This window comes from Leeia speluncae (assembly GCF_020564625.1).
GTDB lineage: Bacteria > Pseudomonadota > Gammaproteobacteria > Burkholderiales > Leeiaceae > Leeia > Leeia speluncae.
This window is the reverse complement of sequence record NZ_JAJBZT010000009.1, coordinates 1-26,089: the sequence shown is the minus strand read 5'-3', so window position 1 is coordinate 26,089 and position 26,089 is coordinate 1. Positions and strand designations below refer to the sequence as shown.

The following is a 26,089-nucleotide window of genomic DNA, read 5'->3' as shown; positions in this document are numbered from 1 at the left end:
TCTCTATCGGGTGTGACATGGGGTTATCCCGATGGCGTTTCCGTGGTGCTAGCGGTTCCCCTAACTGACTAGTGTGGCGTTAACATCATTTGCGTATTGCTTAGGTGATACAAAAGTGTTGAGTTTAGGAAAACAAAACAATGCAAAAAGTGCGACCAAAGCACCTTGATATCGCGAAAATCAAGTTGCCATGGCCAGGAAAAGTTTCCATCCTGCATCGTATTAGCGGTGTTGGTCTCTTTCTAGGTCTTCCCTTCCTTATGTATCTGTTGCATCTCTCCCTGACCTCTGGTGCCGCTTTCGAAGCAGCTAAGTCATTTTTCTCAAATCCACTCGTGAAACTGGTTTCTCTAGGTTTTATCTGGGCATTTATGCATCACGCCTGTGCGGGTGTGCGTTTCTTATTGTTAGATATGCACATCGGTTTGAAAAAGCCAACGGCACAAGCAAGCGCTAAATTAGTAATGGTAATCAGCATTGCGCTGACCTTGGTGATTGGTGGGGTGGTGTTGCTATGAGCAAAAATAGAATTATTGCAGGCGCCCATTACGGCCTGCGCGACTGGATTATGCAACGTGTAACCGCAGTGGTAATGCTGGCTTACTTGGTTGCTTTTGTGGTTATTTTACTTTGTATTCCTCATGATCATGAAGGTTGGAGAAGTTTGTTTGCCAACCACGCAGTAAAAGTCTTTACCTTAATTACTTTTATTGCCTTGTTGTTACATGCATGGGTAGGTGTACGTGATCTTTGGATGGATTACATCAAGCCAGTTGGCCTAAGACTAGCACTGCATGTGCTAACTATTCTTTGGTTGTTGGCTTCCCTGATTTACTCAGTAAATATCATCTGGAGTGTATAAATGTCCCTACCTGTAAGAACATTTGATGCGGTGATTGTCGGTGCGGGTGGCGCAGGTATGCGTGCTGCTTTGCAGTTGGCAGAAGCGGGTCTTAAAGTTGCTGTTTTGTCTAAGGTGTTTCCAACACGTTCACATACAGTTGCTGCTCAAGGTGGTATTGGTGCCTCTTTGGGTAACATGGCAGAAGACAACTGGCACTATCATTTCTTTGATACCGTTAAGGGTTCTGATTGGCTTGGTGACCAAGATGCAATCGAATACTTGTGCCGTGAAGCACCAAAAGTAGTTTACGAACTAGAACATTTTGGTATGCCTTTTGACCGTAACGCAGACGGTACTATTTATCAGCGTCCATTTGGCGGTCACTCTTCTAACTACGGTGAAAAGCCAGTGCCTCGCGCCTGTGCTGCGGCTGACCGTACTGGTCACGCTCTATTGCATACGCTATACCAGCGCAATGTAAGAGCAAATACTCAGTTCTTCGTTGAGTGGATGGCACTAGACCTGATTCGTGATGAAGAAGGTGATGTGGTGGGTGTGACGGCGCTAGAAATGGAAACTGGCGACGTGATGATCTTGCACGCAAAAACCGTGATGTTTGCAACGGGTGGTGCTGGTCGTATTTTTGCTGCATCAACTAACGCCTTTATCAATACGGGTGACGGCCTAGGTATGGCTGCTCGCGCTGGTATTCCTCTAGAAGATATGGAATTCTGGCAGTTCCACCCAACAGGTGTTGCTGGTGCCGGCGTACTGATTACCGAAGGTGTGCGTGGCGAAGGTGGTATTCTTCGAAACGTAAACGGTGAGCGTTTCATGGAACGCTATGCGCCTACACTGAAAGATTTGGCTCCACGTGACTTCGTTTCACGCTCAATGGACCAAGAGATTAAAGAAGGTCGTGGTGTAAATGGCGATCACGTATTGCTAGATTTAACTCACCTAGACCCAGAAAAAATCATTAAAAAACTGCCGTCTATCCGTGAGATTGCACTGAAGTTTGCCAACGTGGATTGCTTGAAAGAGCCAATCCCTGTGGTGCCAACTATTCACTATCAAATGGGTGGTATTCCTACCAACATTCATGGCCAAGTTGTTGCGCCTAAGAATGGTAATCCAAATGAAGTGATCAACGGTTTGTATGCAGTTGGTGAGTGCTCTTGTGTATCTGTACACGGTGCAAACCGCTTGGGTACTAACTCATTACTAGATTTGGTCGTGTTTGGCCGTGCAGCGGGTAACCATGTTGTGGACTTCCACAAGAAGAACCCTGTGCTTAAACCATTGCCAAAAAATGCAGCTGACTTCACCTTGGCACGTTTGAATCGCCTAGAGTCTCGTACGTCTGGTGAGCAAACTCAAGATGTTGGTCTTTCTCTTCGTAAGACGATGCAGGCACATTGCGGTGTATTCCGTAATCAGAAACTGCTAGAAGAGGGCGTGACTAAAGTAATGGAAATCGCTGAGCGAGTGAACCACATTGCGATTAAAGACAAGAGCAAGGTGTTTAACACTGCTCGTGTAGAAGCGCTAGAAATGGAAAACCTGATCGAAGTTGCTAAAGCAACCATCGTTTCAGCTGAGGCTCGTAAAGAGAGTCGCGGTGCGCATGCTCGTGAAGACTTTGCAGATTCTGCAGCTCATCCAAACGGACGTAATGACGAAGAATGGATGAAGCATACTCTGTGGTATAGCGAAGGCAACCGCCTAGAGTACAAACCAGTGAACATGAAACCACTGACTGTTGACTCTATTCCACCAAAAACCCGTTCTTTCTAATCAAAGCAATTAGCTAGTTAGACTGAAAACAGGAAAAAAGGATACTCGAATGCGATTCCAAGTTTACCGCTACGATCCAGATAAAGATGATAAGCCGTACCTACAAGAGTACGACGTACAGTTAGAGCCAACCGACCGTATGTTGTTAGACGCGATTGTTCGTCTAAAACAACAAGATGATTCTATTGCTTTCCGCCGCTCATGCCGTGAAGGTGTTTGTGGTTCAGATGCAATGAACATTAACGGTAAAAACGGTTTGGCATGTATTACTAACTTGAAAGAAGTGCAAGAGCCAGTTGTTTTGCGTCCATTGCCAGGCTTGCCAGTGATTCGTGACCTGATTGTCGATATGACTCAGTTCTTCAAGCAGTATCACTCAATCAAGCCATACTTGGTAAATAACGACCCTGCGCCAGAAAAAGAGCGTCTTCAGTCTCCTGAAGATCGTGAACTGCTTGATGGTTTGTACGAATGTATCTTGTGTGCGTGCTGTTCTACCTCTTGCCCATCTTTCTGGTGGAACCCAGATAAGTTTGTGGGTCCAGCAGGTCTATTGGCTGCTTATCGCTTTATTGCTGATAGCCGTGACCAAGATACAAATGCGCGTCTAGATAACCTAGATGATCCATATCGTTTGTTCCGTTGCCATACCATCATGAACTGTATTGATGTATGTCCAAAAGAACTAAGCCCAACTTTTGCGATTGGTAAAATCAAAGAGTTGATGGTTAAACGAGCTGTTTAATTGGTAGGCGTCAACCTAAGCTAGTTAACCTACTAGCTTAGGTTTAGATGGAAAGTCGGGAAATGAGTGATTTTGACAAAATCAGATGGCGTTCTCGCAGAGGCTTGTTAGAGCTAGACATCATCCTAGAGCGTTTTTTGATTAGCGAGTGGAATGGGTTAACGAAAGAAGAACAAGATATCTACGTTGAAATTCTTGAGGAACTAGATAACGATCTTCTTGACTTAATCAATGAGCGCAAAGAAAACACGAATCCGCGCTGGGACTCAATGGTGGCTAAGCTAAGAGCAGCTTAAATAATAAATTACACAATAGAAGCGTATAACACCTTTAGTCAGATTTTACTGTTACAAATGGTCAGTCTGATCTAAAAAGAAATACGACTAAGATTTAGACATATAAATCGGAAAAACCCGCCCGTCATCAGTCCGAGCACTGATAAGCCAAATGGGCACTCAAGTGGAGCAGAGTATGGAAAAGGGTAAGGTTTCGTTAAATTACGGTGATAACCAGTCAATCGAGTTGCCAGTGCTTTCTGGCTCGCTGGGTCCTGATGTAATCGACATCCGCACACTCGGCAAGACCGGTATGTTCACTTATGATCCTGGCTTCTTGGCAACATCAAGCTGCGAATCAAAAATTACTTTTATCGATGGTGACCAAGGTCTGTTGTACTACCGTGGCTACCCAATCGAGCAGTTAGCAGAAAATAGCGATTATCTAGAAGTTTGTTATTTGCTATTGAATGGCGAATTGCCAACTGCAGAACAAAAAGCAGAATTTGACCATCTTGTGATGCGTCATAACATGCTTCATGATCAAATTTCATCATTCTTTAAAGGCTTCCGCCGCGATGCTCACCCAATGGCTGTCATGGTGGGTGTGGTTGGTGCGTTGTCTGCTTTCTACCACGATTCATTGGATATCAGCGATGCACGTCATCGCGAGATCTCTGCATTCCGCTTGATTGCGAAACTGCCTACAATTGCTGCTCAGGCTTATCGCTACAATAAAGGTTTGCCGTTCTCTTATCCAAAAGCTGGTTTGTCTTACTCTGAGAACTTCCTTCACATGATGTTCTCAACACCAGTTGCTGAATACAAAGTAAATCCAATTTTAGCTCGTGCACTTGATCGCATCTTCACCTTGCATGCAGATCACGAGCAAAATGCGTCAACTTCAACTGTTCGCTTGGCTGGTTCTTCTGGCGCTAACCCATTTGCATGTATTGCTGCTGGTATCGCATGTCTATGGGGCCCTGCGCACGGTGGTGCTAATGAAGCTGTTCTGAAAATGTTGAACGAAATCGGTGATGAATCTCGTATTCCTGAGTTCATTGCACGTGCTAAAGACAAGAACGATAGCTTCAAGCTAATGGGCTTTGGTCACCGTGTTTACAAAAACATGGATCCACGCGCGAAAATCATGCGTGAGACCTGCTACGAAGTATTGAACGAACTAGGTCTACACGACAGCAAACTATTCAAGCTAGCAATGAGCTTAGAAAAGATTGCGCTAGAAGACGAATACTTTGTATCTAAGAAATTGTACCCGAACGTAGACTTCTACTCAGGCATCGTACTTTCTGCCTTGGGTATTCCTGTTTCTATGTTCACCCCGATCTTTGCTCTGTCTCGTACAGTAGGCTGGATCTCTCACTGGGCAGAAATGATTTCTGATCCAGGTATGAAGATCGGTCGTCCACGTCAGTTGTACACTGGCGCAGAACGTCGCGACTACGTACCAATCGAGCAACGCTAATGGCACTAGGTCCGGTAGCAATACCGGACCGTGGGTTTGCCTATGGTGCTCATCCCTTTAACCTGACTCTCTAGTGATCAAAGACAATGTCAAACGAGATGCAACAACATTGGGGCAGTTCTTACCTGTTCGGTAGCAATGCACCGTTCATTGAAGAACTGTATGAACGCTATCTGGCAGACCCAGCCAGTGTAGATGAAGAATGGCGTAAATATTTCGACAATTGGCAACATCTAGGTAACGGCCGCGATGTAGCGCATGCGCCAGTCCAAGCTTCTTTTGTCGAGTTAACAAAGCGCCCACGTGGGGCAACTGTCGTTGCAGATGACTCACAAGCCGAAAAACAACTTCAAGTTTTGCGTTTGATTTCTGCGCACCGTATTTTAGGTACGCGTCATGCAAGACTAGATCCACTACAACGCTTTGATCAAGAAGCGCTGAAAGAGTTGGACTTAGAGCACCATGGCTTAAGCCTAGCTGATCTAAATACCACTTTCCAAGGTGGCTCTTTGATGGGCAATAGTGTCGCTAAGTTGTCTGACATTGTTGCTAAGCTAAAGCAAACCTATTGCGGTTCTATCGGTATTGAGTACATGCACATTACTGATAGCGAACGTAAAAAATGGGTTCAAAATTGGTTTGAGGATCGTGCGTCTACACCGGCATTCTCAACTGATAAGAAAAAACGAATTCTGAAGCAGATCACTGCCGCGGAAACGTTAGAAAAGTACTTACATACTAAATATGTCGGTCAAAAACGTTTCTCACTAGAAGGCGGTGAATCACTGATCGCATCTATTGATGAATTGATCCAAGGTGCTGGCGAACGTGGCGTTCACGAAATGGTGATCGGTATGGCTCACCGTGGTCGCCTAAACGTACTAGTTAACTCTTTGGGTAAGTCGCCAAAAGACTTGTTCTCTGAGTTTGAAGGTCGCCCAACAACAGACCTTCCTTCTGGTGACGTGAAATACCACATGGGTTTCTCTGCAGATATCCCCACACCGGGCGGTCCAATTCACTTATCGCTAGCATTTAACCCATCACACTTGGAAATTGTTAACCCAGTGGTGGTCGGTTCTGTACGCGCTCGTCAAGAACGACGTAAGGACCGTGATGGTTCTCAAGTACTAGCTATTTTGGTTCATGGTGACTCAGCTTTTATCGGTCTAGGCACGAACCAAGGTACTTTCAACCTATCCCAAACACGTGGTTATGGTACTGGCGGTACGGTTCATATCGTCGTCAATAACCAAGTTGGTTTTACGACCTCTGATACACGTGATACTCGCTCTACATTATTCTGTACCGATATCGCTAAGATGATCGAAGCACCGGTCTTCCACGTGAATGGTGATGATCCTGAAGCTGTCGTATTAGTGACGCAAGCTGCTTTAGACTACCGCGCAAAATTCGGCAAAGATGTTGTTATCGATATCGTATGCTTCCGTCGTCATGGTCACAATGAGTCAGATGATCCGTATCTAACTCAACCGATGATGTACAAAAAGATCTCTCAACATCCGGGTACACGCAAATTGTATCTAGATCGTCTAGAGACTGAAGGTGTGGTAGCGAGTGCAGAAGGCGATGCTTTGATTAAAGCTTATCGTGCAGCGCTAGATAAAGGTGAACATGTAGAGCAAACGTCTCTAACAGGACATCAGCGTCAATTCGCAATTGATTTTGCACCATACTTTGGTACGCATTGGGCTCATCCAATTAATACCTCTCTACCGGCGGCTGATCTGAAGCGTTTGGCTGAAAAGATCACAAAAGTACCTGAAGATTTTAAACTACACCGTACTGTAGATAAGCTGCTGAAAGATCGTATCAGCATGGTAAATGGTGACTTGCCAGTAGATTGGGGCATGTCTGAAACCTTAGCGTATGCGTCTTTATTAGAGTCAGGTTATCCAGTACGTATTTCAGGTGAAGATTCTGGCCGAGGCACGTTTAGTCACCGCCATGCAGTGGTTCATGATCAAAATCGTGAAAAGTGGGATGCGGGTGCTTATGTACCGCTTCGCAACTTGTCAGACACGCAAGCTAACTTCTTAGTGATTGACTCAATCCTTAACGAAGAAGCGGTTTTGGCTTTTGAATACGGATACGCAAGTTCTGCACCAGATTCTCTTGTTATCTGGGAAGCACAGTTTGGTGACTTTGCTAACGGCGCCCAAGTGGTAATTGACCAGTTTATTACTTCTGGCGAAACCAAATGGGGTCGTTTGTGTGGTCTGACAATGATCTTGCCACATGGCTATGATGGTCAAGGTCCAGAGCACTCATCTGCTCGCTTGGAACGTTACTTGCAATTATGTGCTGAACATAATGTACAAGTCATTATGCCGTCAGAAGCAAGCCAGATGTTCCATCTGTTGCGTCGTCAGATGATTCGTCCATATCGTAAGCCATTGATTATTCTGATGTCTAAGCGTCTATTGCGTTTCAAAGATGCAATGAGCCCGATCGAGCACTTCACAGATGGCGAATTCCGCACTGTGATCTCTGATCCAGTTGCTCTAGACAAGAAAAAGGTAAAACGCGTGGTTATATGTTCAGGTCAGGTTTATTACGACCTAGCAAATGGCCGTAAAGAGCGTGAGCTTGATGATGTGGCAATTGTGCGTGTTGAGCAACTTTATCCATTCCCAACAGAGACATTGCGTGCAGAACTAGCGCAATACTCTGCTGCGAAAGACATTGTCTGGGCACAAGAAGAGCCTCGCAACCAGGGCGCATGGCATCAGATTCGTCACCGTTTAGAAGCATGCATGAGTGCTAAGCAAACCTTAACTTACGCAGGACGCGATTCTTCCGCATCTCCAGCGGTAGGTTACATGAGCAAGCATACCGCTCAGCTTAAAGGGTTTGTTGAAGCAGCTTTGACAGGTAATAAATAAGCGTTGCTTACCATTTAAAGATAATTGGCAGCGGGGGTCTCCCCCGCCAAGAGTGAGAAGGATAAATCATGATCGTTGAAGTTAAAGTTCCAGTACTGCCAGAATCAGTATCAGAAGCAACGCTTTTGGCGTGGCATAAAAAAGAAGGTGATTTCGTTGAGCGTGACGAAAACCTAGTTGACGTTGAAACTGACAAAGTGGTTTTAGAGTTGCCAGCACCACAGGCTGGTAAGCTAATTAAAATCATCAAAGGTGATGCAGCTGTTTGTATTAGCCAAGAAATTATTGCTCAGATTGATACTGAAGCCGTTAAAGAAGCTGGCGCGCCAGCTTCTGCTGAAGCAGTTAAAGCGGCAGCAGCTGATGCTGGTGTACCTGCAAATGCGATTGGCTTTGGTACCGCAGTTGCTCCACGCGTAGATGCAGATGCTGCTGCAATGCCTTCTGCTAAAAAATTAGCTGCTGAAACTGGTGTTGATCTGAACGCGGTTGCTGGTTCAGGACGTGGTGGTCGCGTGTTGAAAGAAGACGTAGTTGCGGCAGCTTCTGCGCCAGCTGCAAAAGCGGCTCCAGCAGTGATTACTGATCTTGGTGCTCGCCCAGAGCAACGTGTACCAATGTCACGCCTTCGCCAACGTGTTGCTGAGCGCTTGGTTCAGTCTCAGTCTACTGCAGCGATCCTAACTACCTTCAATGAATTGAACATGAAGCCTGTGATGGATTTGCGTAACAAGTACAAGGACAAGTTCGAGAAAGAGCATGGCGTGAAGTTAGGTTTCATGTCTTTCTTCGTCAAAGCAGCTGTTCATGCATTGAAAAAATTCCCAATCGTGAATGCATCAGTGGATGGTAACGATATTGTTTACCATGGCTACTTCGATATTGGTGTGGCTGTTGGTAGCCCACGTGGCCTAGTTGTACCGGTTCTTCGTGACTGCGATCAAATGAGCCTTGCTGATATTGAAAAGAAAATTGCTGACTTCGGTAAGCGCGCACAAGACGGTAAGTTAGGTGTTGAAGAGCTAACTGGCGGTACATTCACCATTTCTAACGGGGGTACATTCGGTTCAATGATGTCTACCCCAATTATCAACCCACCTCAATCAGCAATTTTGGGTATGCACGCAACGAAAGAGCGTGCCGTGGTTGAAAATGGTGAAGTGGTTGTTCGCCCAATGATGTATCTAGCTATGTCTTACGATCACCGCATCATCGATGGTCGCGAAGCTGTACTAAGCTTAGTTGCAATGAAAGAAGTTCTAGAAGACCCAGCTCGCTTGTTGTTGGATCTGTAATTAGCATGACACAGCCCTCTTTTAAGAGGGCTGTCTGTTTAGGTTGATCACCTGATGTGAATTGCTAATTCATTCATCAAATGAAATTAGCAAAAAGCCAAAGCTCGTGAAAAGGAATACAAATGTCTAATTATGATGTGGTAGTGATTGGTGCCGGCCCAGGCGGGTACATCGCTGCTATTCGCGCTTCCCAGTTGGGTTTTAAGGTAGCGTGTATTGATGCATGGAAAAACAAAGAAGGTAAAGCAAGCCTAGGTGGTACTTGTCTAAACGTTGGATGTATCCCATCTAAAGCGTTGCTACAATCTTCTGAGAACTTTGCTCAGCTTCAGCATGACTTTGCTGATCACGGTATTACTGCGGAAGGTGTAAAACTAGACGTAGCAAAAATGCTATCTCGCAAAGACAAAATTGTAGATAAGTTAACTGGTGGTATCGGTTTCTTATTCAAAAAGAACAAAATTGATAGTCTGCATGGCGTAGGTCGTTTGGTAAAACGTGAGAACGATTTATGGCAAGTAGAAGTAAAAGATGGTGAAAAAGTTGATGTAGTCAGTGCTACTCGCGTAATCATTGCAACTGGTTCTAGTCCACGCCAAATCCCTGGTGCAGAAGTAGATAACGTTAATATTCTAGATAACGAAGGTGCGTTGAGCCTTGCTGCAGTGCCTGCAAAACTTGGCGTTATCGGCGCGGGTGTTATCGGACTAGAAATGGGTAGTGTTTGGAACCGTCTTGGCTCACAAGTAACGATTTTAGAAGCTGCTCCAGCATTCTTAGGTGCTGCAGATGAAGCGGTAGCTAAAGAAGCAACCAAACTATTCACCAAGCAAGGTCTATCCATTAATACTGGTGTAAAAATCAACAGTGTTAATAGCACAGAAACTGGTGTGACTGTCGCTTATGTTGATAGCAAAGGTAACGAAGTTACTGCTGCATTTGACAAGTTAATTGTTGCTGTTGGCCGTGTTCCAAACACAAATGGTCTAGGCGCAGAAGTTGTTGGCCTTCAACTTAATGATCGTGGACAAGTAGAAATCAATGATCATTGGGAAACCAATCTTCCAAATGTTTACGCAATTGGTGACGTTGTACGCGGCCCAATGTTAGCGCATAAAGCAATGGATGAAGGTGTTGCACTTGCTGAACAATTAGCAGGTCAGAAACCTCACCTAGACTTTAATACTATCCCTTGGGTTATCTATACAAACCCTGAAATTGCATGGGTTGGTAAAACAGAACAACAGCTTAAAGCAGATGGCGTTGAATACAAAGTTGGTAAATCTGTATTCGGTGCGAACGGTCGTGCATTAGGTTTAGGCATGGCTGATGGATTTGTTAAAGTGCTCGCTTGCGCTAAAACAGATCGCGTTTTAGGTGTGCATTTAATCGGTCCATTCGCATCTGAAATGATTGCAGAAGCAGTGATGGCGATGGAGTTCCGTGCGGCAAGTGAAGATATTGCACGCATCGTACATGCTCACCCATCTTTATCAGAAGTGTTCCACGAAGCCGCATTGTCGGTAGACAAGCGCGCATTGCACGCATGATCGTCACTGAGGTAATTGCATTGCAACTACCTCAGTGTTGATTCACTAACCCCTCGAGAAGAAGGAATCAGAATGAATTTGCACGAGTACCAAGCTAAGGAGCTGCTAGCTTCATACGGTTTGCCTGTTCAGCAGGGCGTGTTGGCGAATACGCCAGAAGAAGCTGCTGCTGCATTTGATAAATTAGGTGGTAAATTTGCTGTTATCAAAGCACAGGTTCATGCCGGTGGCCGTGGTAAAGCAGGTGGCGTTAAAGTAGTTAAGTCTCGCGAAGAAGCTGCAGAAGTAGCTAAAGGCTTGATCGGTAAAAATCTAGTAACTTACCAAACTGACGCAAACGGTCAGCCAGTTAACTCGGTATTAGTATGTGAAGACATGTACCCAGTACAACGTGAATTGTACCTAGGCGCAGTGGTTGATCGCTCTAGCCGCCGTGTGACTTTCATGGCATCAACTGAAGGTGGTGTTGAGATTGAAGAAGTTGCTCACAACACTCCTGAAAAAATTCTAAAAGTGACTGTTGATCCGCTAGTTGGCTTGTTGCCATTCCAAGCGCGTGACGTTGCTTTTGCTTTAGGCTTGTCTGGCGATCAAATCGGTCAATTCACCAAGTTGATGACTGGCGCTTACAAAGCATTCGTTGAAAACGATTTTGCACTGTTCGAAATCAACCCATTAGCCATTCGTGGCGATGGTTCATTGGCTTGCGTGGATGCTAAAGTTGGTATCGATAGCAACGCATTGTTCCGCTTGCCAAAACTAGCTGCAATTCGCGATAAGTCTCAAGAAAATGAGCGCGAATTGAAAGCCTCTGAGTTCGAATTAAACTATGTTGCACTAGAAGGTAACATCGGTTGTATGGTTAACGGTGCTGGTTTAGCGATGGCCACAATGGACATCATTAAACTGTACGGTGGCCAACCAGCTAACTTCTTGGATGTTGGCGGTGGCGCGACTAAAGAACGCGTAATCGAAGCATTCAAACTAATCTTGGCTGATCCATCAGTTCAAGGCGTATTGATTAACATCTTCGGTGGTATCGTACGTTGTGACATGATTGCAGAAGCAATTATTGCTGCTGTGAAAGAAGTGAATGTGACTGTTCCAGTTGTTGTTCGCTTGGAAGGTAACAATGCCGAATTAGGCGCAAAACTGCTTGATGAGTCTGGCTTGAAACTGACTTCTGCTCAAGGTTTGGCAGATGCAGCTCAGAAAGTCGTTGCAGCCGTTAAAGGCGCTTGATCAGCACAATTATCTGGAAAGGTTCTAATAAATGAGCGTACTCGTAAATAAAGACACCAAAGTGCTGGTGCAAGGTTTCACCGGTAAAAATGGTACATTCCACGCTGAACAAGCAATCAAGTGTGGCACCAAAGTGGTTGGTGGTGTAACGCCTGGTAAAGGTGGTTCTGAGCACCTAGGTCTTCCAGTGTTCAACACCATGAAAGATGCGGTTCGTGAGACTCAAGCAGATGCTTCTGTTATCTACGTTCCAGCTGCTTTTGCAAAAGACTCTATCATTGAAGCTGCAGATGCTGGCGTTAAGCTAATTGTATGTATTACTGAAGGCGTGCCAACGCTAGATATGCTACAAGTTAAGCGCTATGTTGAGGCTTCTGGCTCACGTCTAATTGGACCAAACTGCCCTGGTATTATCACTCCAGGCGAATGTAAGATTGGTATTATGCCTTGGCATATCCATAAGCCAGGTCGCATTGGTATTGTTTCTCGTTCTGGTACGCTAACATATGAAGCAGTTGCTCAAACAACTGCTGCTGGCCTAGGTCAGTCTACATGTATCGGTATCGGTGGCGATCCAATCCCTGGTACAAGCCATATTGATGCGCTTCAATTGTTCCAGGACGATCCTGATACAGACGCGATCATCATGATTGGTGAAATCGGTGGTTCTGCAGAAGAAGAAGCCGCAGAATATGCTAAAGCATACGTAACTAAACCAATCGTTGGTTACATTGCTGGTGTTACCGCTCCTAAAGGTAAGCGCATGGGCCACGCTGGTGCGATTATTTCCGGTGGTAAAGGCACTGCAGAAGAGAAGTTTGCTGCGTTCGAGAAAGCTGGTATTGCTTATACACGTAGCCCTGCAGAATTAGGCTCTACCATGGTAGAAGTACTAAAAGCAAAAGGTATGCTGTAATTAGTCAAAGCTAATTGCACAAACCAACAAAAAACCCCGCAATTGCGGGGTTTTTTGTTGGTCAAAGCACAGTAATTTATGCTTTTTTCGCGTAAGCGCTACACCAGCCTTTGGCAGCAACATTTTTGCCACCAAAGATCGGACAGGGTGCGCTAGCCGCGCCTGCTTTAGCGAATAGCTGGCATGTACCGCAGTTTTGGCCTGCCGCGTACTTAGGGAACTTCTTTTTATCTACTTTAGTTGCGTCAGCTTTGTAGCCTAGTGCCGTAGCTTGAGGATCTGCTTCTGTCAGATCTGCTGCGAATGCTACTTTACCTGCTGCAAGTGCTAAACCGGTTGCAGGCACAACTTTCAACATAAACGTTCTGCGATCCATAAAGTTCTCCATTTAATATAACAACGTTAAGACACGAGAAGAAAAAATACTTTCTCATATGTTAAACCTGTTATGGAAAATGGAGACTGATGCTAATCAAGCTTTTGTTAAAAGTTGTGATTTAGTGTATTGAGTCAATACAGCTTACTGATGAATATATTGCTCTAACTGGGCAATCACAAACTCTTGTTCAGCAATGACTGCTTTAACAAGGTCTGTAATAGATAGAACACCGATGACCGTATTATTTTCAACAACAGGTAAATGTCGAATGCGGTTTTTAGACATAAGTGCCATGCAGGTATGAATATCAGTCTTGGGTTGAACGACAATTAATCGGCTTGTCATTACATCGCTAACTAATGTGTCTGTTGAGTTTTTCCCTTTTAATATGATTTTCCGGGCGTAATCACGCTCAGAAAAAATACCAACTAGAGACTCTTCTTCCATTACAAGCACCGCACCAATATCTTTCTCTGCCATCAATTGCAAGACCGAATAAATACTGGCATGAGGAGGAACAGAATAAATGCCGGCTGGTTTACTATCTAAAATATGTTGCGCTAGCTTCATGTGTAGTACTCCCTTGCTTTGTGAGAGAAGAAACGTTCATGCAAATATCAATAGATAGTTGGGCGATGACTATCGACTGGCATTTGCCTCGACTAACAACTCCATAATATCGGTATCATCGCGTTTTAATGACCACTTTAATGCGGTCATTCCATTTTCATTCTGTATATCAGTATTTGCGTGTAGCGAAAGAAGCAGCTTAATAATCTCTATATGGCCTTCTCGTGCAGCCATAATCATTGGGGAGCTACCATCCGGTGCAACTGCATTAATATCAGCCCCAGCTTTAATTAATGCGTTTACAACCTCAAGATCACCACTACTTGCTGCATAATGTAATGCCGTCCAGCCGGACGTATTCACTTTTGCGCCATTACTTAACAGAGAGTTAACCATTTTTGCGGAGTGCCGGTAGCTCGCAAGCATCAATACAGACTCACCGAACAAATTCTTTAATTCTAGGTTGGGTTTATAACCCATTAACACATCAAATACTCTAGGTGAGTTATTAAAGGCCGCTAGCATGATGAGCGAGTTGCCTTTTTCATCAATTGTGTTTACGTCAAAGCCGCTGTCTAATAAGGTTTGAGCATCCCCTGCAAAGTCATTTTTTACAGCTTGCATCATGTCATCATAAGATTCCGCATTTGCTTGTATTAAGCAACTAGCAAAAATGAAGAGTACTGCAAGAATTTTATTAGGGAAGTAACGATTCATTTGAATAGCTTTGTTCATAGTTAATTTCATTTTAGTCTTTTTTTTTATCAATCTATTTAATATGATAAAAAAAAAGCTCTTGAGTTCTTCGCTCAAGAGCTTTTATTTGAAAAAGAAGCAGATTATTTTGCTTTTAAATTCACCTGAAATTCTTTATTTGTTTGAATTTCACCAGAAAGCTGCCATGTTTTTTTCGGATCGGTAATATCCATGTACCACTTGCCAACTTTTAAATCGATTGGGCTACTGACATAGCTCCCAGGCGCTCCCTCTGGATAGAGATTAAAGTGCTTATCTTGTTTTTGATCGACAGCGTGTTGGAAAAACAAAGCTAAATGATCATATACAGGTTCACCGGTAGTTTGCTTTAAAAAGACACGAATCTTTTTATCTTCCCCCATAACTAACTGCGCCGTAATCCCAAGTTTGCTTGCTGTCTCATCTTTGACAATCACTTCATTGATGGTGGTACCTTCTTTATAGTAATCATCGACGATTAAGCTATCTTTGGTCGTCACTGCGTAATAAATAGTTACAACACTGGCTGCAACGACCACAAGTGGCCCGGCTAATAAAAACCAAAGCCACTTATGTTTATACCAAGGCAAAACGGTATTACTAGTCTTCAATTTGTGTTCCATTTATCTAGCAATGAAAGTTGATTTTTCTACTCTTGAAAGGGTAGGCGTATCAACAGCTTCAATCTTAAAGTGAATATCATACGTGCCTGGTTTTGCCTTTTCAGGATCGGCAATGACACGGACAGGGAATTTTAACGTACTACCAGATGCCATTGCTACAGGCAGTTTGGTGTCACTTGCCAACTTGATTCCATCAATACCATCTACTGAGACATTATATTGATGATCTTTTTCATCTGTATTAATAATAATCAGACTATAAACATTTTCTAGTCCATCTGCTGTCTCACGTACTAATGTATTCCTATCTCGCAATACATCGGCTTTAAGAGGGTTTCTAACTGCTAAAGTTCCAATCATTGCAGCAACTAGCACAAAAAGAATCGCCGTATATAAAATGACTCTTGGGCGAATGATAATCTCAAGGATGCTCTTTTTCTCTGAGTACTTGTGTTCGAGTGCATTTTCAGTCGTGTAGCGAATTAACCCTTTAGGATAATTCATTTTCTCCATTACCTGATCACATGCATCAATACAGGCGGCACAGCCAATGCATTCATATTGAAGACCATTGCGGATATCAATACCAGTTGGACAGACTTGAACACAGATACCGCAATCAATACATGAGCCTAAGCCTAATTCTTTTGGATCGGCAGATTTTTTACGGCTACCTCTTGGGTCTCCACGTTCCGCATCATAACTGATGATTAATGTATCTCTATCAAACATCGCGCTTTGAAAGCGTGCATACGGACACATGTACTTACAAACTTGTTCACGTAAAAAGCCTGCATTACCGTAGGTCGCTAGACCATAAAAGAAAATCCAGAATGTTTCCCATGGGCCAAATGCAAAGGTTGTGCTTTCTTTAAATAAGGTTGCAATAGGGGTGAAATACGCGACGAAGGTAAAACCAGTCCATAAAGAAAACAATATCCATGCTGCATGCTTTCCTCCGCGTCGTAAGAGCTTGTTCGACGTCCAATTGCCATTGTCTAGTTTTTGTCTAGCTAGGTGTGAACCTTCTATTTTCTCTTCTATCCACATGAAGATTTCAGTGTAAACCGTTTGTGGACAGGCATAGCCACACCATAGACGACCTGCGATGGTTGTCCACCAAAATAAACCGAAGGCAGATACCATTAGTAAAAGTGCTAGATAGATTAGATCTTGCGGCCAAAGAATCAGGCCAAATAAAAAGAATTTTCTGGTGGTTAAATCAAATAAAACCGCTGGACGATCACCCCAAGTTAACCATGGAAGACCATAAAAAACAATTTGTGTTATCCACACTAATAACCATCTATAGGTTGCAAACATACCGCTGACAGAACGCACTTGAATTTTCTTGCGAACTTCGTATAGGTCATCGGACGCATCGGTGGTTGCAGTTTTGATGGGGATGTTTTTGAATGATTTACTCATGATGTATCGCCCAGAAAGTTAAGACATTAACAATATGGCTATTATATCTAACTATATAACCATATTGTTATTATCTTCTCAAAAGAAAAGGGGGTTTCCCCCCTTTCTTGATACTAGTCAAATTACTTAGATAGACCGTATACGTATGCTGCTAATAAGTGAACTTTTGCCGCGCCGAGCTCTTGACCTTTGGCTGGCATTACACCGTTGCGACCGTTGGTCACTGTTTCAACGACAGTAGATTGTGATCCACCATACAACCAAACGTCATCGCTTAGGTTCGGAGCTCCAAGAGCTTGGTTACCTTTTGCGTCTGCGCCGTGACAAGCTGCACAATTCTGCGCGTACACTTCTTTACCACGTGTAGCACGGTCTTGGTCAACTTTACCTGGCTGAGAAAGTGAACGAACGTAATTAGCTACGTCTTTTACTTTTTCTTCACCAAGGATTTTGCCCCACGCAGGCATGCGCGGTGCGTCAGACACAGGTTGTACGCCATCAGGACCAGCAGCAGGACGACCATGTAAAATAGTTGCCTCGATAGTCTCTGGTGCGCCGCCCCATAGCCAATCTTTATCACGTAAGTTCGGGAAGCCTTTTGCGCCACGTGCATCAGAACCGTGACACTGAGCACAGTAAGTTAGGAACAAACGCTCGCCCATTTTTTGTGCTTTAGGATCTTGAGCAACCACAGCAACTGGTTGTTTTAGATAACCATTAAAAATTGGACCATAAGTTTGTTCTGCAACTTGTTGCTCTTTATCCCACTGACCATGAGAAGACCAGCCAAATACGCCTTTATTGGTGCCTAAACCTGGGTAAAGAATTAGGTAAACAACACCAAAAGCTAAAGTGCCGTAGAACATCCATAACCACCAGCGTGGTAATGGGTTGTTGTACTCTTCTAAGTTGTCATCCCATACGTGACCCATGGTTTCAACTTTTTCACCAGCTTTTTTCTCAACCTTGTTCTGGCTAATTAAGAGCAATAGCAGACCAATCATCCCGCCAATTACGATAGCAGAAATGAAGATTGGCCAGAAACTGCTTAAAAATACTACATCAGTAGTTTCATTCATTTGATATCTCCTGATGGATTATGCAAATGACTGTCATCGTCAGCGAATGGGAGGTTTGCTGCTTCATCAAAACCTTTCTTGTTCTTTGGGAATACTGCCCAAGCAATTACCCCAAGAAAGACAATGAAACTAAGCACCGTAGTGATCACTCTCATCTGATTCATATCCATTTGCATATTCCTAATCAATTTCAGCGGTTGTTCTTAATTGCAGTACCTAGAACTTGCAGGTAGGCAATCAGAGCATCCATTTCCGTCTTACCAGCTGCATCTGCTTGAGATTTGCTGATCTGGTCTTCTGTATATGGAACGCCAAGCGCTTTCATTGCAGCCATTTTCTTAGGCAGGTCAGTTGTATCCAAAGCGGTACGACCTAGCCATGGGAATGCTGGCATATTAGATTCAGGTACAACATCACGCGGCTGATTCAAGTGCGCACGATGCCAGTCGTCAGAGTAACGACCGCCAACACGAGCAAGATCAGGACCTGTACGCTTAGAACCCCACTGGAATGGGTGATCCCAAACAGATTCGCCTGCTACAGAGTAGTGACCATAGCGTTCAGTTTCTGAACGGAATGGACGAATCATCTGTGAGTGACAGTTATAACAACCTTCGCGGATATAAATGTCACGGCCAGCTAACTGAAGTGCGGTATAAGGCTTTAGACCTTTAACTGGTTGCGTGGTGGCTTTTTGGAAGGCCTGAGGAAGAATTTCAACTAGACCAGCAAAGCTCACAACGATCACAGTCAAGATGATCATTAAGCCAATGTTTTTTTCAATTGTTTCGTGCTTGATAAACATGATGTATTCCTTCCCTATCAAGCGTGGTGAGACGCATTAGCTGCTGGAATGGTTGCATCAACCGCTTTACCTGCAGAAATGGTTTTGAATACGTTGTAAATCATCAAGAACATACCTGATAGATACAATGCACCACCTAATACACGCATGACGTAGTAAGGGTATTTTTGTTTTAGTGCTTCAACGAAGGTGTAAGTCAAAGTACCATCGCTGTTAAATGCACGCCACATTAGACCTTCCATCACACCGGCAATCCACATAGAAGCGATGTACAGAACGATACCAATCGTTGCAACCCAGAAGTGAGTTTCAACTAGTTTCTTCGAGTACATTTCATCACGGCCAAATAGGCGTGGGATCAAGTAGTAAATTGCACCGATAGTAATGAAACCAACCCAACCTAGCGCACCACTGTGAACGTGACCAACGGTCCATTCGGTGTAGTGAGATAGCGCGTTAACTGTTTTGATAGACATCATCGGGCCTTCGAAGGTAGACATACCGTAGAAAGACAGAGATACCACCAAGAACTTCAAGATTGGATCGTCACGTAGTTTGTGCCAAGCACCAGACAAGGTCATGATACCGTTGATCATACCGCCCCAGCTTGGTGCAAGTAGAATCAATGAGAACACCATACCTAAGCTCTGTGTCCAGTCAGGCAATGCGGTGTAATGCAAGTGGTGAGGACCTGCCCACATGTAAGTGAAGATCAGTGCCCAGAAGTGAACAACTGACAAACGGTAAGAGTAAACTGGGCGACCAGCTTGTTTAGGTACGAAGTAATACATGATACCTAAGAAGCCTGCAGTCAAGAAGAAACCAACCGCATTGTGACCATACCACCATTGAACCATGGCATCTTGTGCGCCAGAGTAGAATGAGTAAGATTTCCACATAGAGACAGGAAGTTCTGCACTGTTGACTAGATGTAGAAGCGCAACGGTCAGAATGAAACCGCCAAAGAACCAGTTAGCAACATAAATGTGCTTAACTTTACGTTTGATGATGGTACCAAAGAACACAATCGCGTATGAAACCCAAACGATAGTGATCAAGATATCAATTGGCCATTCCAATTCTGCATATTCTTTACCGGTGGTGAAGCCTAGCGGTAGTGTAATAGCAGCTAGAAGAATGACTAATTGCCAGCCCCAAAAGGTAAACGCAGCCAGTTTGTCGCAGAAAAGACGAACTTGACAGGTGCGCTGTACGCAATAGTAAGAGGTAGCAAAAAGACCGCAACCACCAAATGCAAAAATAACCGCGTTGGTGTGTAACGGACGTAGTCGGCCATATGTTAGCCATGGTAGACCTGGGTTAAGGTCCGGCCAGACAAGCATAGCGGCGACAATGACGCCGACCAGCATGCCCACGATGCCCCAAATAACGGTCATCACGGCGAACTGGCGGACCACTTTGTAGTTATAAGTGGCTTGCGCTTCCATAGTGTGGGTTCTCCCGTTTACAAAAACTTGTAGCTTAAGGACATTATCAATTCAGGATGTTCCTGATCCTTATTGGCTAACGCTGTGACTCCTGAGCCGATTGCTCAGACTTATCACTGTCGTCATCCATCATGATCTGGAAACCTGGCCCTTCAAGATCGTCAAACTGACCGCCCTTGATTGCCCACCAGAACAACATACTGATGAGCAATACAACAACAAGGCTGACAGGTATCAGTAAATAAATAATGTCCATCGTCAGAATGAATTTTTGGTGAGCTGCAGATTATACGCACGTTTGCAGCAGCTGCGGCAAAATGTAGCGCACCATGTAACAGCGACTGCGACAATTTAGCGCAGGTGAGAAGGGGGTATTTTGACCCATATCAATTCTTACAGTTGGCGAGATGCGACTTGCGCAAGACTTATTTGCTTATTTTCGCGCTAAACGTAAGGCATTCAATACGACGATCAACGAACTGCTGGCCATGCCAACGCCTGCAATTAACGGAGTTACGTAGCCGGTAATGGCCAAGGGGATTGCTATCAGGTTGTATCCCAGTCCCCAAACCAAGTTTTGTTGGATTATTTGCTTGGTTTTTTTTGCGGTTTTAATACCAGTAAGAATGGTTGATAGGTGGCTGTCAGCAAGAATCATATCGGCATGTTGTTGCGCAATATCCGCCCCAGATCCTATAGCAATGGATACTTGTGCTTTCGCTAAAACAGGCGCGTCATTTACGCCATCCCCAATCATGCAGACGGTTTTATTCTCTAATTGAAGTGATTCAATAAGTGTTAGCTTATCTTTTGGAGAGCAGTTTGCATGCCAATCATTGATCTCTAACGAAGTAGCAATGTTTTTAACATTTAGACTCTGATCACCACTTGCGATATGAATGCTAATATTTTCATCTTTTAATTGCTTAATTAACGTGTTGGCATCCGCTCTTAACTTGTCAGAAATATAAATCGCAGCAATGAGCTTATTGTTTTTGGCTAGATAGATTGGTGCATTAGTGTCTAGGCGGGTTTGCTCAGGAAGTGTTTGAATGAATGCCTGTACAAAACTTGGGTGGCCTAAGCGGTATGCTTGCCCATCAATATATCCCTCAATGCCTAATCCTTTGGAAATATGAAAGTCTAAAATAGGCAATAGCGTCGCAGACCTCACCTGTTCGAAAGTACAGATTGCCCTAGCAAGTGGGTGCTCGGATTGAGACTCTAAGGTGTGCAAAATTTGGTGAGTGAGATGTTGGTCATCAAAATAAATAATCTTTTCGATGGCCAGTTCACCAGTTGTAAGCGTCCCGGTTTTATCAAATACAATATCCGTAATATTTGCAAGTGTTGTTAATGCGTGACCTTTTGCAATGAGTAATTGCTTGCTAGCTAGTGCACCGGTGGCGGCTGTTAATGTGACGGGTACTGCTAAAGAAAGTGCGCAAGGGCAGGTAATGACAAGAACAGACACTGTAATCCAAAGTGCTTTGCTCGGGTCGTGCAAATACCAAAAATAAGCAGTTGCAGATGCCACGATTAAAATTGCAATGACAAACCAACTGGCGTACTTGTTGGCTACCTCTGCAATCAGAGGCTTACTGCTAACTGCATTGTCTAGTAAACGAACAATTGCAGAAAGCTTTGTGTCGTTCCCCACATGAGTTGTCTCAATCACGATGGGTTGTTCATGATTCATGCTGCCCGCAATGATTTCTTCTCCCAACGCTTTTGTAATTGGTCTACTTTCACCAGTGAGCATGGACTCGACTAACTTGCTCTGGCCATGTCGCAGGATTCCGTCAACTGGCACGGTTTCTCCTGTTTTTACTAATATAAAATCACCTGGCTTTATCCGTGAAACAGCTTCTTCTTGTGATTGATTGTCTTTAGGCCAATTTACTAGTTTGTGGGCAAAGGTAGGTATAAGCTTTGTTAAACGGTCAGTGTTCTCGCTTGCTTTTTGTCTTGCTGTGTATTCAAAAAAGCGACCGAGCAAAAGCAAAAAGACGAACATAGTGACTGAATCAAAATAGACTGGTCCATGTTTTACTGCTGTCGCCCAAACACTGGGAATAAATGCACCTAATATGCCGAGTGCGACAGGTGTGTCCATTCCCACAGTCTTTGCCCGCAGGTCTCTAGCAGCGCCCTTTAAAAAAGGAAGGGCAGAATAAGTAACGACTGGAACGGTAAGCACTAAGCTTGCCCATTTGAGAAGTAAATCTTGATCGAAAGGAAGGTCAATCGCAGTCGCAAAATATGCAGGCCATGCATACATCATCACTTGCATCATGCCAAAACCGGCTATGAATAAACGTTTTAGTGCATCTTTACGTTCTTTGTTCTGAATCGTTTGAAGTTTACTTGCATCAAATGGATAGGCCGCATAGCCAATATGGCGGATTGCTTCTAGGATGGCAGATAAACGAATTTTTGCCGGTTGCCAGCGAACGGTTGCTCTTGCATTGCTGTAGTTAATACTTACAAATGTGACACCATCAAGGCGTCTAATCGTTTGTTCGTTTAACCAGATGCAGGCAGCACAGGTAATCCCTTCTAAAATTAGGCTTGCTTCTTGTTCGTCTTTCACTTTTGTGACGAACGACGCTTGAATCTCTGCATCATCAAATAAGTTGAGCTGCTGCAGAATATCTTCAGGAATAGCGTCAATCTTTTTACCTTCCGATTGACGCTGTGTGTAGTACGCGCCTAGTCCTTGGTTGATGATTGCTTGAGCAACTGCTTGGCAGCCCACGCAGCAAGTTTGTTCTTTTTTGCCTTGAAAAGAGATTTCGAATGATGGCGTTTGATTCAAAGGCTCACCGCAGTGAAAGCATTTGCCATCACTGTTGGCTTTTATTGCTTGCATTAATTAATCCTGAAATCTCGAATGTATTGCATCTCTAAGGTCTTCGAACTCTGTTAGCTCTAAACCTAGGTGCTTTAGGATGGCCAGTCCTCTTTCCCCATCCCAGCCTGGGTCAGGTCTATGACTCAGCGTGGCCTCTATATGTTCCGCAAGCCTGCCAATGGCAACCATACAACTAGTTTGTGATGGTGCGATAGGGTTTTCTGTCACGAAAAAATCTTCTTCATGATGTTGTAAGATTGCTTCGCATATCTCATCGGGAAATAGCCATGCCCTAGCGACAAGGTAGCCAATAGTAGCATGATGGCACTGATGGAATTCTTCTTCAATTTTTAAAAATTGAGAATCAGATGCTTGGTGTGCCAGTTCGAGTGTTCTTCCATAACTAGGAAAGCGCATCAATAAAATAGGAATGCCACAATCTCTGAATAAGCCAAAGCAATACATGTCTTCAGCATTGCAGGCGCCTACGTGCTGTGAAACAAGTGCTGAGATCATTGCAACTCGATTCGACCACTCCCAGAAATGTTCTAAGGCAACCACAATGGATTGCGTTGCTTGGGATTGAGTTGATTGTCGGAGTATGAATGCTGTAGCAATTTGGCGAATATTTTTTTGTCCAAGTACGCTAATCGCATGGCTGATGTTGGTGACTTGACCACGACCTAAAAAAGCAGGGGAGTTGGCAGTCTTAATGACACATGCCGAAAGCCCAAGATCTTTGGCGATTAACTTAACAAAATCCTGATGATTTGCATCTTTGTTGATGGCAAGTTGATGTAACTCATTCAGCAGCTCTGGGCGTGGTGGGATAACGATGTTTTGAGACAGCCGGTTCACGTCATCTTTAGAGATTGATTGCATCTTTATATATCCTGCTTAGCTGCTTTTGTTAGCTGGCTGATTTTAAATGTGCGTAGAGTAAAGTTTTGTGCAACCTAGTTATAGGCGAAGAAACGATTTCAAAAAAGAATAATTTAGTTAGATAAGAATGGATTTGATAAATATTAAATTCTGGCAACTATTGGGAAGACAATCTTAAGGTTGTATACTAAGCAACAAATATACTTCAAGACTGATTTAACGGAAAAGGTTCGCGCATATGTACAAGTCAGAGTTCTCATCATTCATGGAATCATACTTGGAAAAAAATAAAGAAGTGGCTGATAGCCGTTTGGAAAATCGTGCGGTTTGGTGGGATAAGCCTGTTGATGCAGAGTTTGAAAAAAATGCAACGGCAGCTAAAGTAAAGCAAAATGGTTATTACTACCAAGGCTACTTCTACCGCTTACGGCCTAAAAAAGAAATCAAATTGTAATTCTGAGATGCTAGGTGAGTAAAAAATAAGAAGCAGAGGGTGGTGGTTGTAATGCATGCGATGCAGTCGAGTTTTGGTTGGTTGGATGGATTGGCGATAATTTGGTTCATATTGTTATGGGTCGGTTATAGCTGGTATACCGACAGGGGAGTAAGCGCTAAAACAGGATTGGTTGTAGCATCTCATCAGCATCGAGTCTTCTGGGCGAAATCTATTTTGTCACGCGGGCTACAGGTTGCTGATGCGGTTTTGGTTGGCAATTTGATGAGCAGCGTGTCCTTTTATGCTTCAACAACTATCTATGTCCTAGCTGGGTTGCTAGCTTTGATGGGGACAGTGGATAAAGTAATTTTATTCGCATCTAGCTTTTCCTATTACCAAGGCACTAGTAGAGAAGTATGGGAGTTCAAGCTATTACTCTTAGTGGTTGTCTTTGTGATTGCTTATTTTAAATTCACATGGTCTCTTCGCCAGTTTAACTTCCTTTCTATTTTGTTAGGTGCTGCACCAAGTACATCAGAAGACCATGCGGTATATGCGGACAGGTTGGCAAAACTAAACACCTATGCCGGAGATGAGTTCAATAGAGGTATCCGAGCTTATTATTTTGGGCTTGCAGCAATCGCATGGTTTATCCAGCCTTTGGCTTTTATCGTAGCCAGTACCTTAGTGGTAATAATCTTGTATCGAAGAGATTTTGCCTCTGAAGCATTAGATGCCATGCAATCTCATTAGTGATAATCCATGCTGCAAAGATTGGCATTTGAAACCTTGTGTGAAAGTTCTGCTGAAGAAAAAGTACGGCTGACATTTTCGTTGCAGGGTTACATAGAGCAATTACAAGCTGGTGAGCTTGAAGAGTTATTTCAATTAAGCCTAGAAGAAGAATGTCCTGGGCTTCCATCCTCCGTTATTCTTGTTTCTCCTGATCAAGTGCCTAGGCGTAGATTGGGTTCTCTTCATGGTTGTGCCGCAATGTTGCACGCGGTCGCTCATATAGAATTTAACGCAATCAACCTGGCGCTTGATGTTGTTTGTCGCTTTGCAGGCATGCCTAAAGCGTTTTATCTGGATTGGTGTCGTGTTGCTGTAGAAGAGGCTTATCACTTTTCTTTGGTTTCTGACCGCTTGGCAGAACTTGGCTTTAATTATGGTGATTTTCCTGCGCATCATGGATTGTGGGAAATGGCACTTAAAACAAAGTCAGACCCGTTAGCAAGAATGGCCATGGTTCCACGTTTGCTAGAAGCACGGGGTTTAGATGTGACGCCAGGTTTGCAGGCGCGGATGCTGGCCGCAGGAGAGAAAAAAGGCGCCGGCATACTGGATATTATATTCAGGGATGAGGTTGGCCATGTAAGGGTTGGTAACTATTGGTTTAGATGGTTGTGCAAAAGTAGAGGCCTTGATCCATTGGAGATCTTTAGAGTCTACCTTCCTTTGTATAGTGCGCCAAAGCATCGTGGCGAAATGAATTTAGAAGCTAGGCTGAGCGCGGGGTTTGATCAAGATGATATAAATGTCTTACTAGCGTATTCAAATGCCTGACCTAGTTATATGTATATATAACACACAAAAACAAAGCCCCTAGGTGTTCCTCGGGGCTTTGTTTTTGTGTGTTTAGCTTGGTTGAATGTTGATTGCTGGTATTTTGAGTCAGATTTTGTACTGTTTTCGATTTGTTTAGAGAGATTTTTAGGTATTAAAGGTTGGTTTTATTTCGCAGTGTCGAAGAAAGATAAGATCTGGTCTAAAAGTTTCAAAAAATATTTTTGC

General features: G+C 43.8%; 26 protein-coding genes. 14 read left to right on the top strand and 12 right to left on the bottom strand.

What is annotated here, in order from left to right:
- The first annotated feature begins 140 nt into the window (after nucleotides 1-140).
- The 11 genes from sdhC (at nucleotide 141) to sucD (ending at nucleotide 13,056) form a co-directional block, all read left to right on the top strand.
- Nucleotides 141-518 carry a succinate dehydrogenase, cytochrome b556 subunit gene (gene sdhC / locus LIN78_RS14455; RefSeq protein WP_227181568.1) on the top strand — a complete coding sequence of 126 codons (378 nt, stop codon included), beginning with the start codon at nucleotides 141-143 and terminating at the stop codon, nucleotides 516-518.
- Nucleotides 515-862 carry a succinate dehydrogenase, hydrophobic membrane anchor protein gene (gene sdhD, locus LIN78_RS14450; protein WP_227181567.1) on the top strand — a complete coding sequence of 116 codons (348 nt, stop codon included), beginning with the start codon at nucleotides 515-517 and terminating at the stop codon, nucleotides 860-862. The genes sdhC and sdhD overlap by 4 nt, the downstream gene beginning before the upstream one ends.
- A complete protein-coding gene (gene sdhA, locus LIN78_RS14445; protein WP_227181566.1) occupies nucleotides 863-2,641 on the top strand; it encodes a succinate dehydrogenase flavoprotein subunit in 1,779 nt (592 codons plus the stop codon). It begins immediately after the preceding gene.
- A gap of 49 nt (nucleotides 2,642-2,690) precedes the next feature.
- Entirely contained in the window at nucleotides 2,691-3,386 is a 696-nt protein-coding gene (locus tag LIN78_RS14440) for a succinate dehydrogenase iron-sulfur subunit (protein ID WP_227181565.1), read from the top strand.
- 62 nt (nucleotides 3,387-3,448) lie between these two features.
- Entirely contained in the window at nucleotides 3,449-3,682 is a 234-nt protein-coding gene (locus tag LIN78_RS14435) for an FAD assembly factor SdhE (protein WP_227181564.1), read from the top strand.
- Nucleotides 3,683-3,857: 175 nt separating this feature from the next.
- Entirely contained in the window at nucleotides 3,858-5,147 is a 1,290-nt protein-coding gene (gltA, locus tag LIN78_RS14430) for a citrate synthase (protein WP_227181563.1), read from the top strand.
- A gap of 98 nt (nucleotides 5,148-5,245) precedes the next feature.
- Entirely contained in the window at nucleotides 5,246-8,053 is a 2,808-nt protein-coding gene (locus tag LIN78_RS14425; RefSeq protein ID WP_264474639.1) for a 2-oxoglutarate dehydrogenase E1 component, read from the top strand.
- 68 nt (nucleotides 8,054-8,121) lie between these two features.
- Entirely contained in the window at nucleotides 8,122-9,348 is a 1,227-nt protein-coding gene (gene odhB, locus LIN78_RS14420) for a 2-oxoglutarate dehydrogenase complex dihydrolipoyllysine-residue succinyltransferase (protein ID WP_227181561.1), read from the top strand.
- A 122-nt stretch (nucleotides 9,349-9,470) separates the two neighbouring features.
- The gene (gene lpdA, locus LIN78_RS14415; RefSeq protein WP_227181560.1) at nucleotides 9,471-10,898 is read left to right on the top strand and encodes a dihydrolipoyl dehydrogenase; all 1,428 of its coding nucleotides are present in this window, start codon (nucleotides 9,471-9,473) and stop codon (nucleotides 10,896-10,898) included.
- Nucleotides 10,899-10,970: 72 nt separating this feature from the next.
- Nucleotides 10,971-12,140, top strand: coding sequence for an ADP-forming succinate--CoA ligase subunit beta (sucC, locus tag LIN78_RS14410; protein WP_227181559.1), 1,170 nt, complete (start codon nucleotides 10,971-10,973; stop codon nucleotides 12,138-12,140).
- A 31-nt stretch (nucleotides 12,141-12,171) separates the two neighbouring features.
- Nucleotides 12,172-13,056, top strand: coding sequence for a succinate--CoA ligase subunit alpha (gene sucD / locus LIN78_RS14405; protein WP_227181558.1), 885 nt, complete (start codon nucleotides 12,172-12,174; stop codon nucleotides 13,054-13,056).
- A 76-nt stretch (nucleotides 13,057-13,132) separates the two neighbouring features.
- Here the strand turns inward: sucD and LIN78_RS14400 are convergent, their stop codons facing one another.
- The 12 genes from LIN78_RS14400 to LIN78_RS14345 all read right to left on the bottom strand — a co-directional run bounded on the left by LIN78_RS14400 (nucleotide 13,133) and on the right by LIN78_RS14345 (nucleotide 23,859).
- The gene (locus tag LIN78_RS14400; RefSeq protein WP_227181557.1) at nucleotides 13,133-13,432 is read right to left on the bottom strand and encodes a high-potential iron-sulfur protein; all 300 of its coding nucleotides are present in this window, start codon (nucleotides 13,430-13,432) and stop codon (nucleotides 13,133-13,135) included.
- A gap of 144 nt (nucleotides 13,433-13,576) precedes the next feature.
- Complete coding sequence (locus tag LIN78_RS14395) at nucleotides 13,577-14,005, bottom strand: CBS domain-containing protein (RefSeq protein ID WP_227181556.1); 429 nt, start codon at nucleotides 14,003-14,005, stop codon at nucleotides 13,577-13,579.
- A 69-nt stretch (nucleotides 14,006-14,074) separates the two neighbouring features.
- Complete coding sequence (locus LIN78_RS14390; protein WP_227181555.1) at nucleotides 14,075-14,818, bottom strand: ankyrin repeat domain-containing protein; 744 nt, start codon at nucleotides 14,816-14,818, stop codon at nucleotides 14,075-14,077.
- 26 nt (nucleotides 14,819-14,844) lie between these two features.
- A complete protein-coding gene (locus LIN78_RS14385) occupies nucleotides 14,845-15,351 on the bottom strand; it encodes a FixH family protein (protein WP_227181554.1) in 507 nt (168 codons plus the stop codon).
- 12 nt (nucleotides 15,352-15,363) lie between these two features.
- Nucleotides 15,364-16,791: a cytochrome c oxidase accessory protein CcoG gene (gene ccoG / locus LIN78_RS14380; protein WP_227181553.1), complete on the bottom strand. Its 1,428-nt coding sequence runs from the start codon at nucleotides 16,789-16,791 to the stop codon at nucleotides 15,364-15,366.
- A gap of 122 nt (nucleotides 16,792-16,913) precedes the next feature.
- Nucleotides 16,914-17,870: a cytochrome-c oxidase, cbb3-type subunit III gene (gene ccoP, locus LIN78_RS14375; protein WP_227181552.1), complete on the bottom strand. Its 957-nt coding sequence runs from the start codon at nucleotides 17,868-17,870 to the stop codon at nucleotides 16,914-16,916.
- The gene (locus LIN78_RS14370; protein ID WP_227181551.1) at nucleotides 17,867-18,040 is read right to left on the bottom strand and encodes a cbb3-type cytochrome oxidase subunit 3; all 174 of its coding nucleotides are present in this window, start codon (nucleotides 18,038-18,040) and stop codon (nucleotides 17,867-17,869) included. The genes ccoP and LIN78_RS14370 overlap by 4 nt, the downstream gene beginning before the upstream one ends.
- Before the next feature lie 20 nt (nucleotides 18,041-18,060).
- Nucleotides 18,061-18,675 carry a cytochrome-c oxidase, cbb3-type subunit II gene (gene ccoO, locus LIN78_RS14365; RefSeq protein WP_227181550.1) on the bottom strand — a complete coding sequence of 205 codons (615 nt, stop codon included), beginning with the start codon at nucleotides 18,673-18,675 and terminating at the stop codon, nucleotides 18,061-18,063.
- A 17-nt stretch (nucleotides 18,676-18,692) separates the two neighbouring features.
- Nucleotides 18,693-20,123 carry a cytochrome-c oxidase, cbb3-type subunit I gene (gene ccoN / locus LIN78_RS14360; protein ID WP_227181549.1) on the bottom strand — a complete coding sequence of 477 codons (1,431 nt, stop codon included), beginning with the start codon at nucleotides 20,121-20,123 and terminating at the stop codon, nucleotides 18,693-18,695.
- A gap of 76 nt (nucleotides 20,124-20,199) precedes the next feature.
- The gene (gene ccoS, locus LIN78_RS14355) at nucleotides 20,200-20,379 is read right to left on the bottom strand and encodes a cbb3-type cytochrome oxidase assembly protein CcoS (protein ID WP_227181548.1); all 180 of its coding nucleotides are present in this window, start codon (nucleotides 20,377-20,379) and stop codon (nucleotides 20,200-20,202) included.
- A 177-nt stretch (nucleotides 20,380-20,556) separates the two neighbouring features.
- Nucleotides 20,557-22,995 (bottom strand): heavy metal translocating P-type ATPase, encoded by a 2,439-nt coding sequence (locus tag LIN78_RS14350; protein ID WP_227181547.1) that lies wholly within the window; start codon nucleotides 22,993-22,995, stop codon nucleotides 20,557-20,559.
- A 3-nt stretch (nucleotides 22,996-22,998) separates the two neighbouring features.
- Nucleotides 22,999-23,859, bottom strand: coding sequence for an HDOD domain-containing protein (locus LIN78_RS14345; RefSeq protein ID WP_227181546.1), 861 nt, complete (start codon nucleotides 23,857-23,859; stop codon nucleotides 22,999-23,001).
- Between the two features lie 238 nt (nucleotides 23,860-24,097).
- Here LIN78_RS14345 and LIN78_RS14340 point away from each other — a divergent pair, with 238 nt between their 5' ends.
- Genes LIN78_RS14340 through LIN78_RS14330 form a run of 3 tightly spaced genes read left to right on the top strand, consistent with a single transcriptional unit; the run spans nucleotide 24,098 to nucleotide 25,861 of the window.
- Nucleotides 24,098-24,313, top strand: coding sequence for a DUF3460 family protein (locus LIN78_RS14340; protein WP_227181545.1), 216 nt, complete (start codon nucleotides 24,098-24,100; stop codon nucleotides 24,311-24,313).
- Nucleotides 24,314-24,364: 51 nt separating this feature from the next.
- The gene (locus tag LIN78_RS14335) at nucleotides 24,365-25,048 is read left to right on the top strand and encodes a DUF599 domain-containing protein (RefSeq protein WP_227181544.1); all 684 of its coding nucleotides are present in this window, start codon (nucleotides 24,365-24,367) and stop codon (nucleotides 25,046-25,048) included.
- Nucleotides 25,049-25,057: 9 nt separating this feature from the next.
- Entirely contained in the window at nucleotides 25,058-25,861 is an 804-nt protein-coding gene (locus tag LIN78_RS14330; protein WP_227181543.1) for a ferritin-like domain-containing protein, read from the top strand.
- Nucleotides 25,862-26,089: the final 228 nt, after the last annotated feature.

Excerpts from the sequence above, each read along its gene's own strand:
- ccoG (WP_227181553.1), bottom strand. The coding sequence starts at position 16,791 with ATGAGTAAATCATTCAAAAACATCCCCATCAAAACTGCAACCACCGAT.
- ccoN (WP_227181549.1), bottom strand. The coding sequence starts at position 20,123 with ATGGAAGCGCAAGCCACTTATAACTACAAAGTGGTCCGCCAGTTCGCC.
- gltA (WP_227181563.1), top strand. The coding sequence starts at position 3,858 with ATGGAAAAGGGTAAGGTTTCGTTAAATTACGGTGATAACCAGTCAATC.
- sdhD (WP_227181567.1), top strand. The coding sequence starts at position 515 with ATGAGCAAAAATAGAATTATTGCAGGCGCCCATTACGGCCTGCGCGAC.
- LIN78_RS14435 (WP_227181564.1), top strand. The coding sequence starts at position 3,449 with ATGAGTGATTTTGACAAAATCAGATGGCGTTCTCGCAGAGGCTTGTTA.
- ccoP (WP_227181552.1), bottom strand. The coding sequence starts at position 17,870 with ATGAATGAAACTACTGATGTAGTATTTTTAAGCAGTTTCTGGCCAATC.
- ccoO (WP_227181550.1), bottom strand. The coding sequence starts at position 18,675 with ATGTTTATCAAGCACGAAACAATTGAAAAAAACATTGGCTTAATGATC.
- LIN78_RS14335 (WP_227181544.1), top strand. The coding sequence starts at position 24,365 with ATGCATGCGATGCAGTCGAGTTTTGGTTGGTTGGATGGATTGGCGATA.
- LIN78_RS14440 (WP_227181565.1), top strand. The coding sequence starts at position 2,691 with ATGCGATTCCAAGTTTACCGCTACGATCCAGATAAAGATGATAAGCCG.
- sucC (WP_227181559.1), top strand. The coding sequence starts at position 10,971 with ATGAATTTGCACGAGTACCAAGCTAAGGAGCTGCTAGCTTCATACGGT.
- LIN78_RS14370 (WP_227181551.1), bottom strand. The coding sequence starts at position 18,040 with ATGGATATGAATCAGATGAGAGTGATCACTACGGTGCTTAGTTTCATT.
- sdhC (WP_227181568.1), top strand. The coding sequence starts at position 141 with ATGCAAAAAGTGCGACCAAAGCACCTTGATATCGCGAAAATCAAGTTG.
- sucD (WP_227181558.1), top strand. The coding sequence starts at position 12,172 with ATGAGCGTACTCGTAAATAAAGACACCAAAGTGCTGGTGCAAGGTTTC.
- LIN78_RS14345 (WP_227181546.1), bottom strand. The coding sequence starts at position 23,859 with ATGCAATCAATCTCTAAAGATGACGTGAACCGGCTGTCTCAAAACATC.
- sdhA (WP_227181566.1), top strand. The coding sequence starts at position 863 with ATGTCCCTACCTGTAAGAACATTTGATGCGGTGATTGTCGGTGCGGGT.
- LIN78_RS14395 (WP_227181556.1), bottom strand. The coding sequence starts at position 14,005 with ATGAAGCTAGCGCAACATATTTTAGATAGTAAACCAGCCGGCATTTAT.
- LIN78_RS14340 (WP_227181545.1), top strand. The coding sequence starts at position 24,098 with ATGTACAAGTCAGAGTTCTCATCATTCATGGAATCATACTTGGAAAAA.
- LIN78_RS14330 (WP_227181543.1), top strand. The coding sequence starts at position 25,058 with ATGCTGCAAAGATTGGCATTTGAAACCTTGTGTGAAAGTTCTGCTGAA.
- LIN78_RS14350 (WP_227181547.1), bottom strand. The coding sequence starts at position 22,995 with ATGCAAGCAATAAAAGCCAACAGTGATGGCAAATGCTTTCACTGCGGT.
- odhB (WP_227181561.1), top strand. The coding sequence starts at position 8,122 with ATGATCGTTGAAGTTAAAGTTCCAGTACTGCCAGAATCAGTATCAGAA.
- ccoS (WP_227181548.1), bottom strand. The coding sequence starts at position 20,379 with ATGGACATTATTTATTTACTGATACCTGTCAGCCTTGTTGTTGTATTG.
- LIN78_RS14400 (WP_227181557.1), bottom strand. The coding sequence starts at position 13,432 with ATGGATCGCAGAACGTTTATGTTGAAAGTTGTGCCTGCAACCGGTTTA.
- LIN78_RS14425 (WP_264474639.1), top strand. The coding sequence starts at position 5,246 with ATGCAACAACATTGGGGCAGTTCTTACCTGTTCGGTAGCAATGCACCG.
- lpdA (WP_227181560.1), top strand. The coding sequence starts at position 9,471 with ATGTCTAATTATGATGTGGTAGTGATTGGTGCCGGCCCAGGCGGGTAC.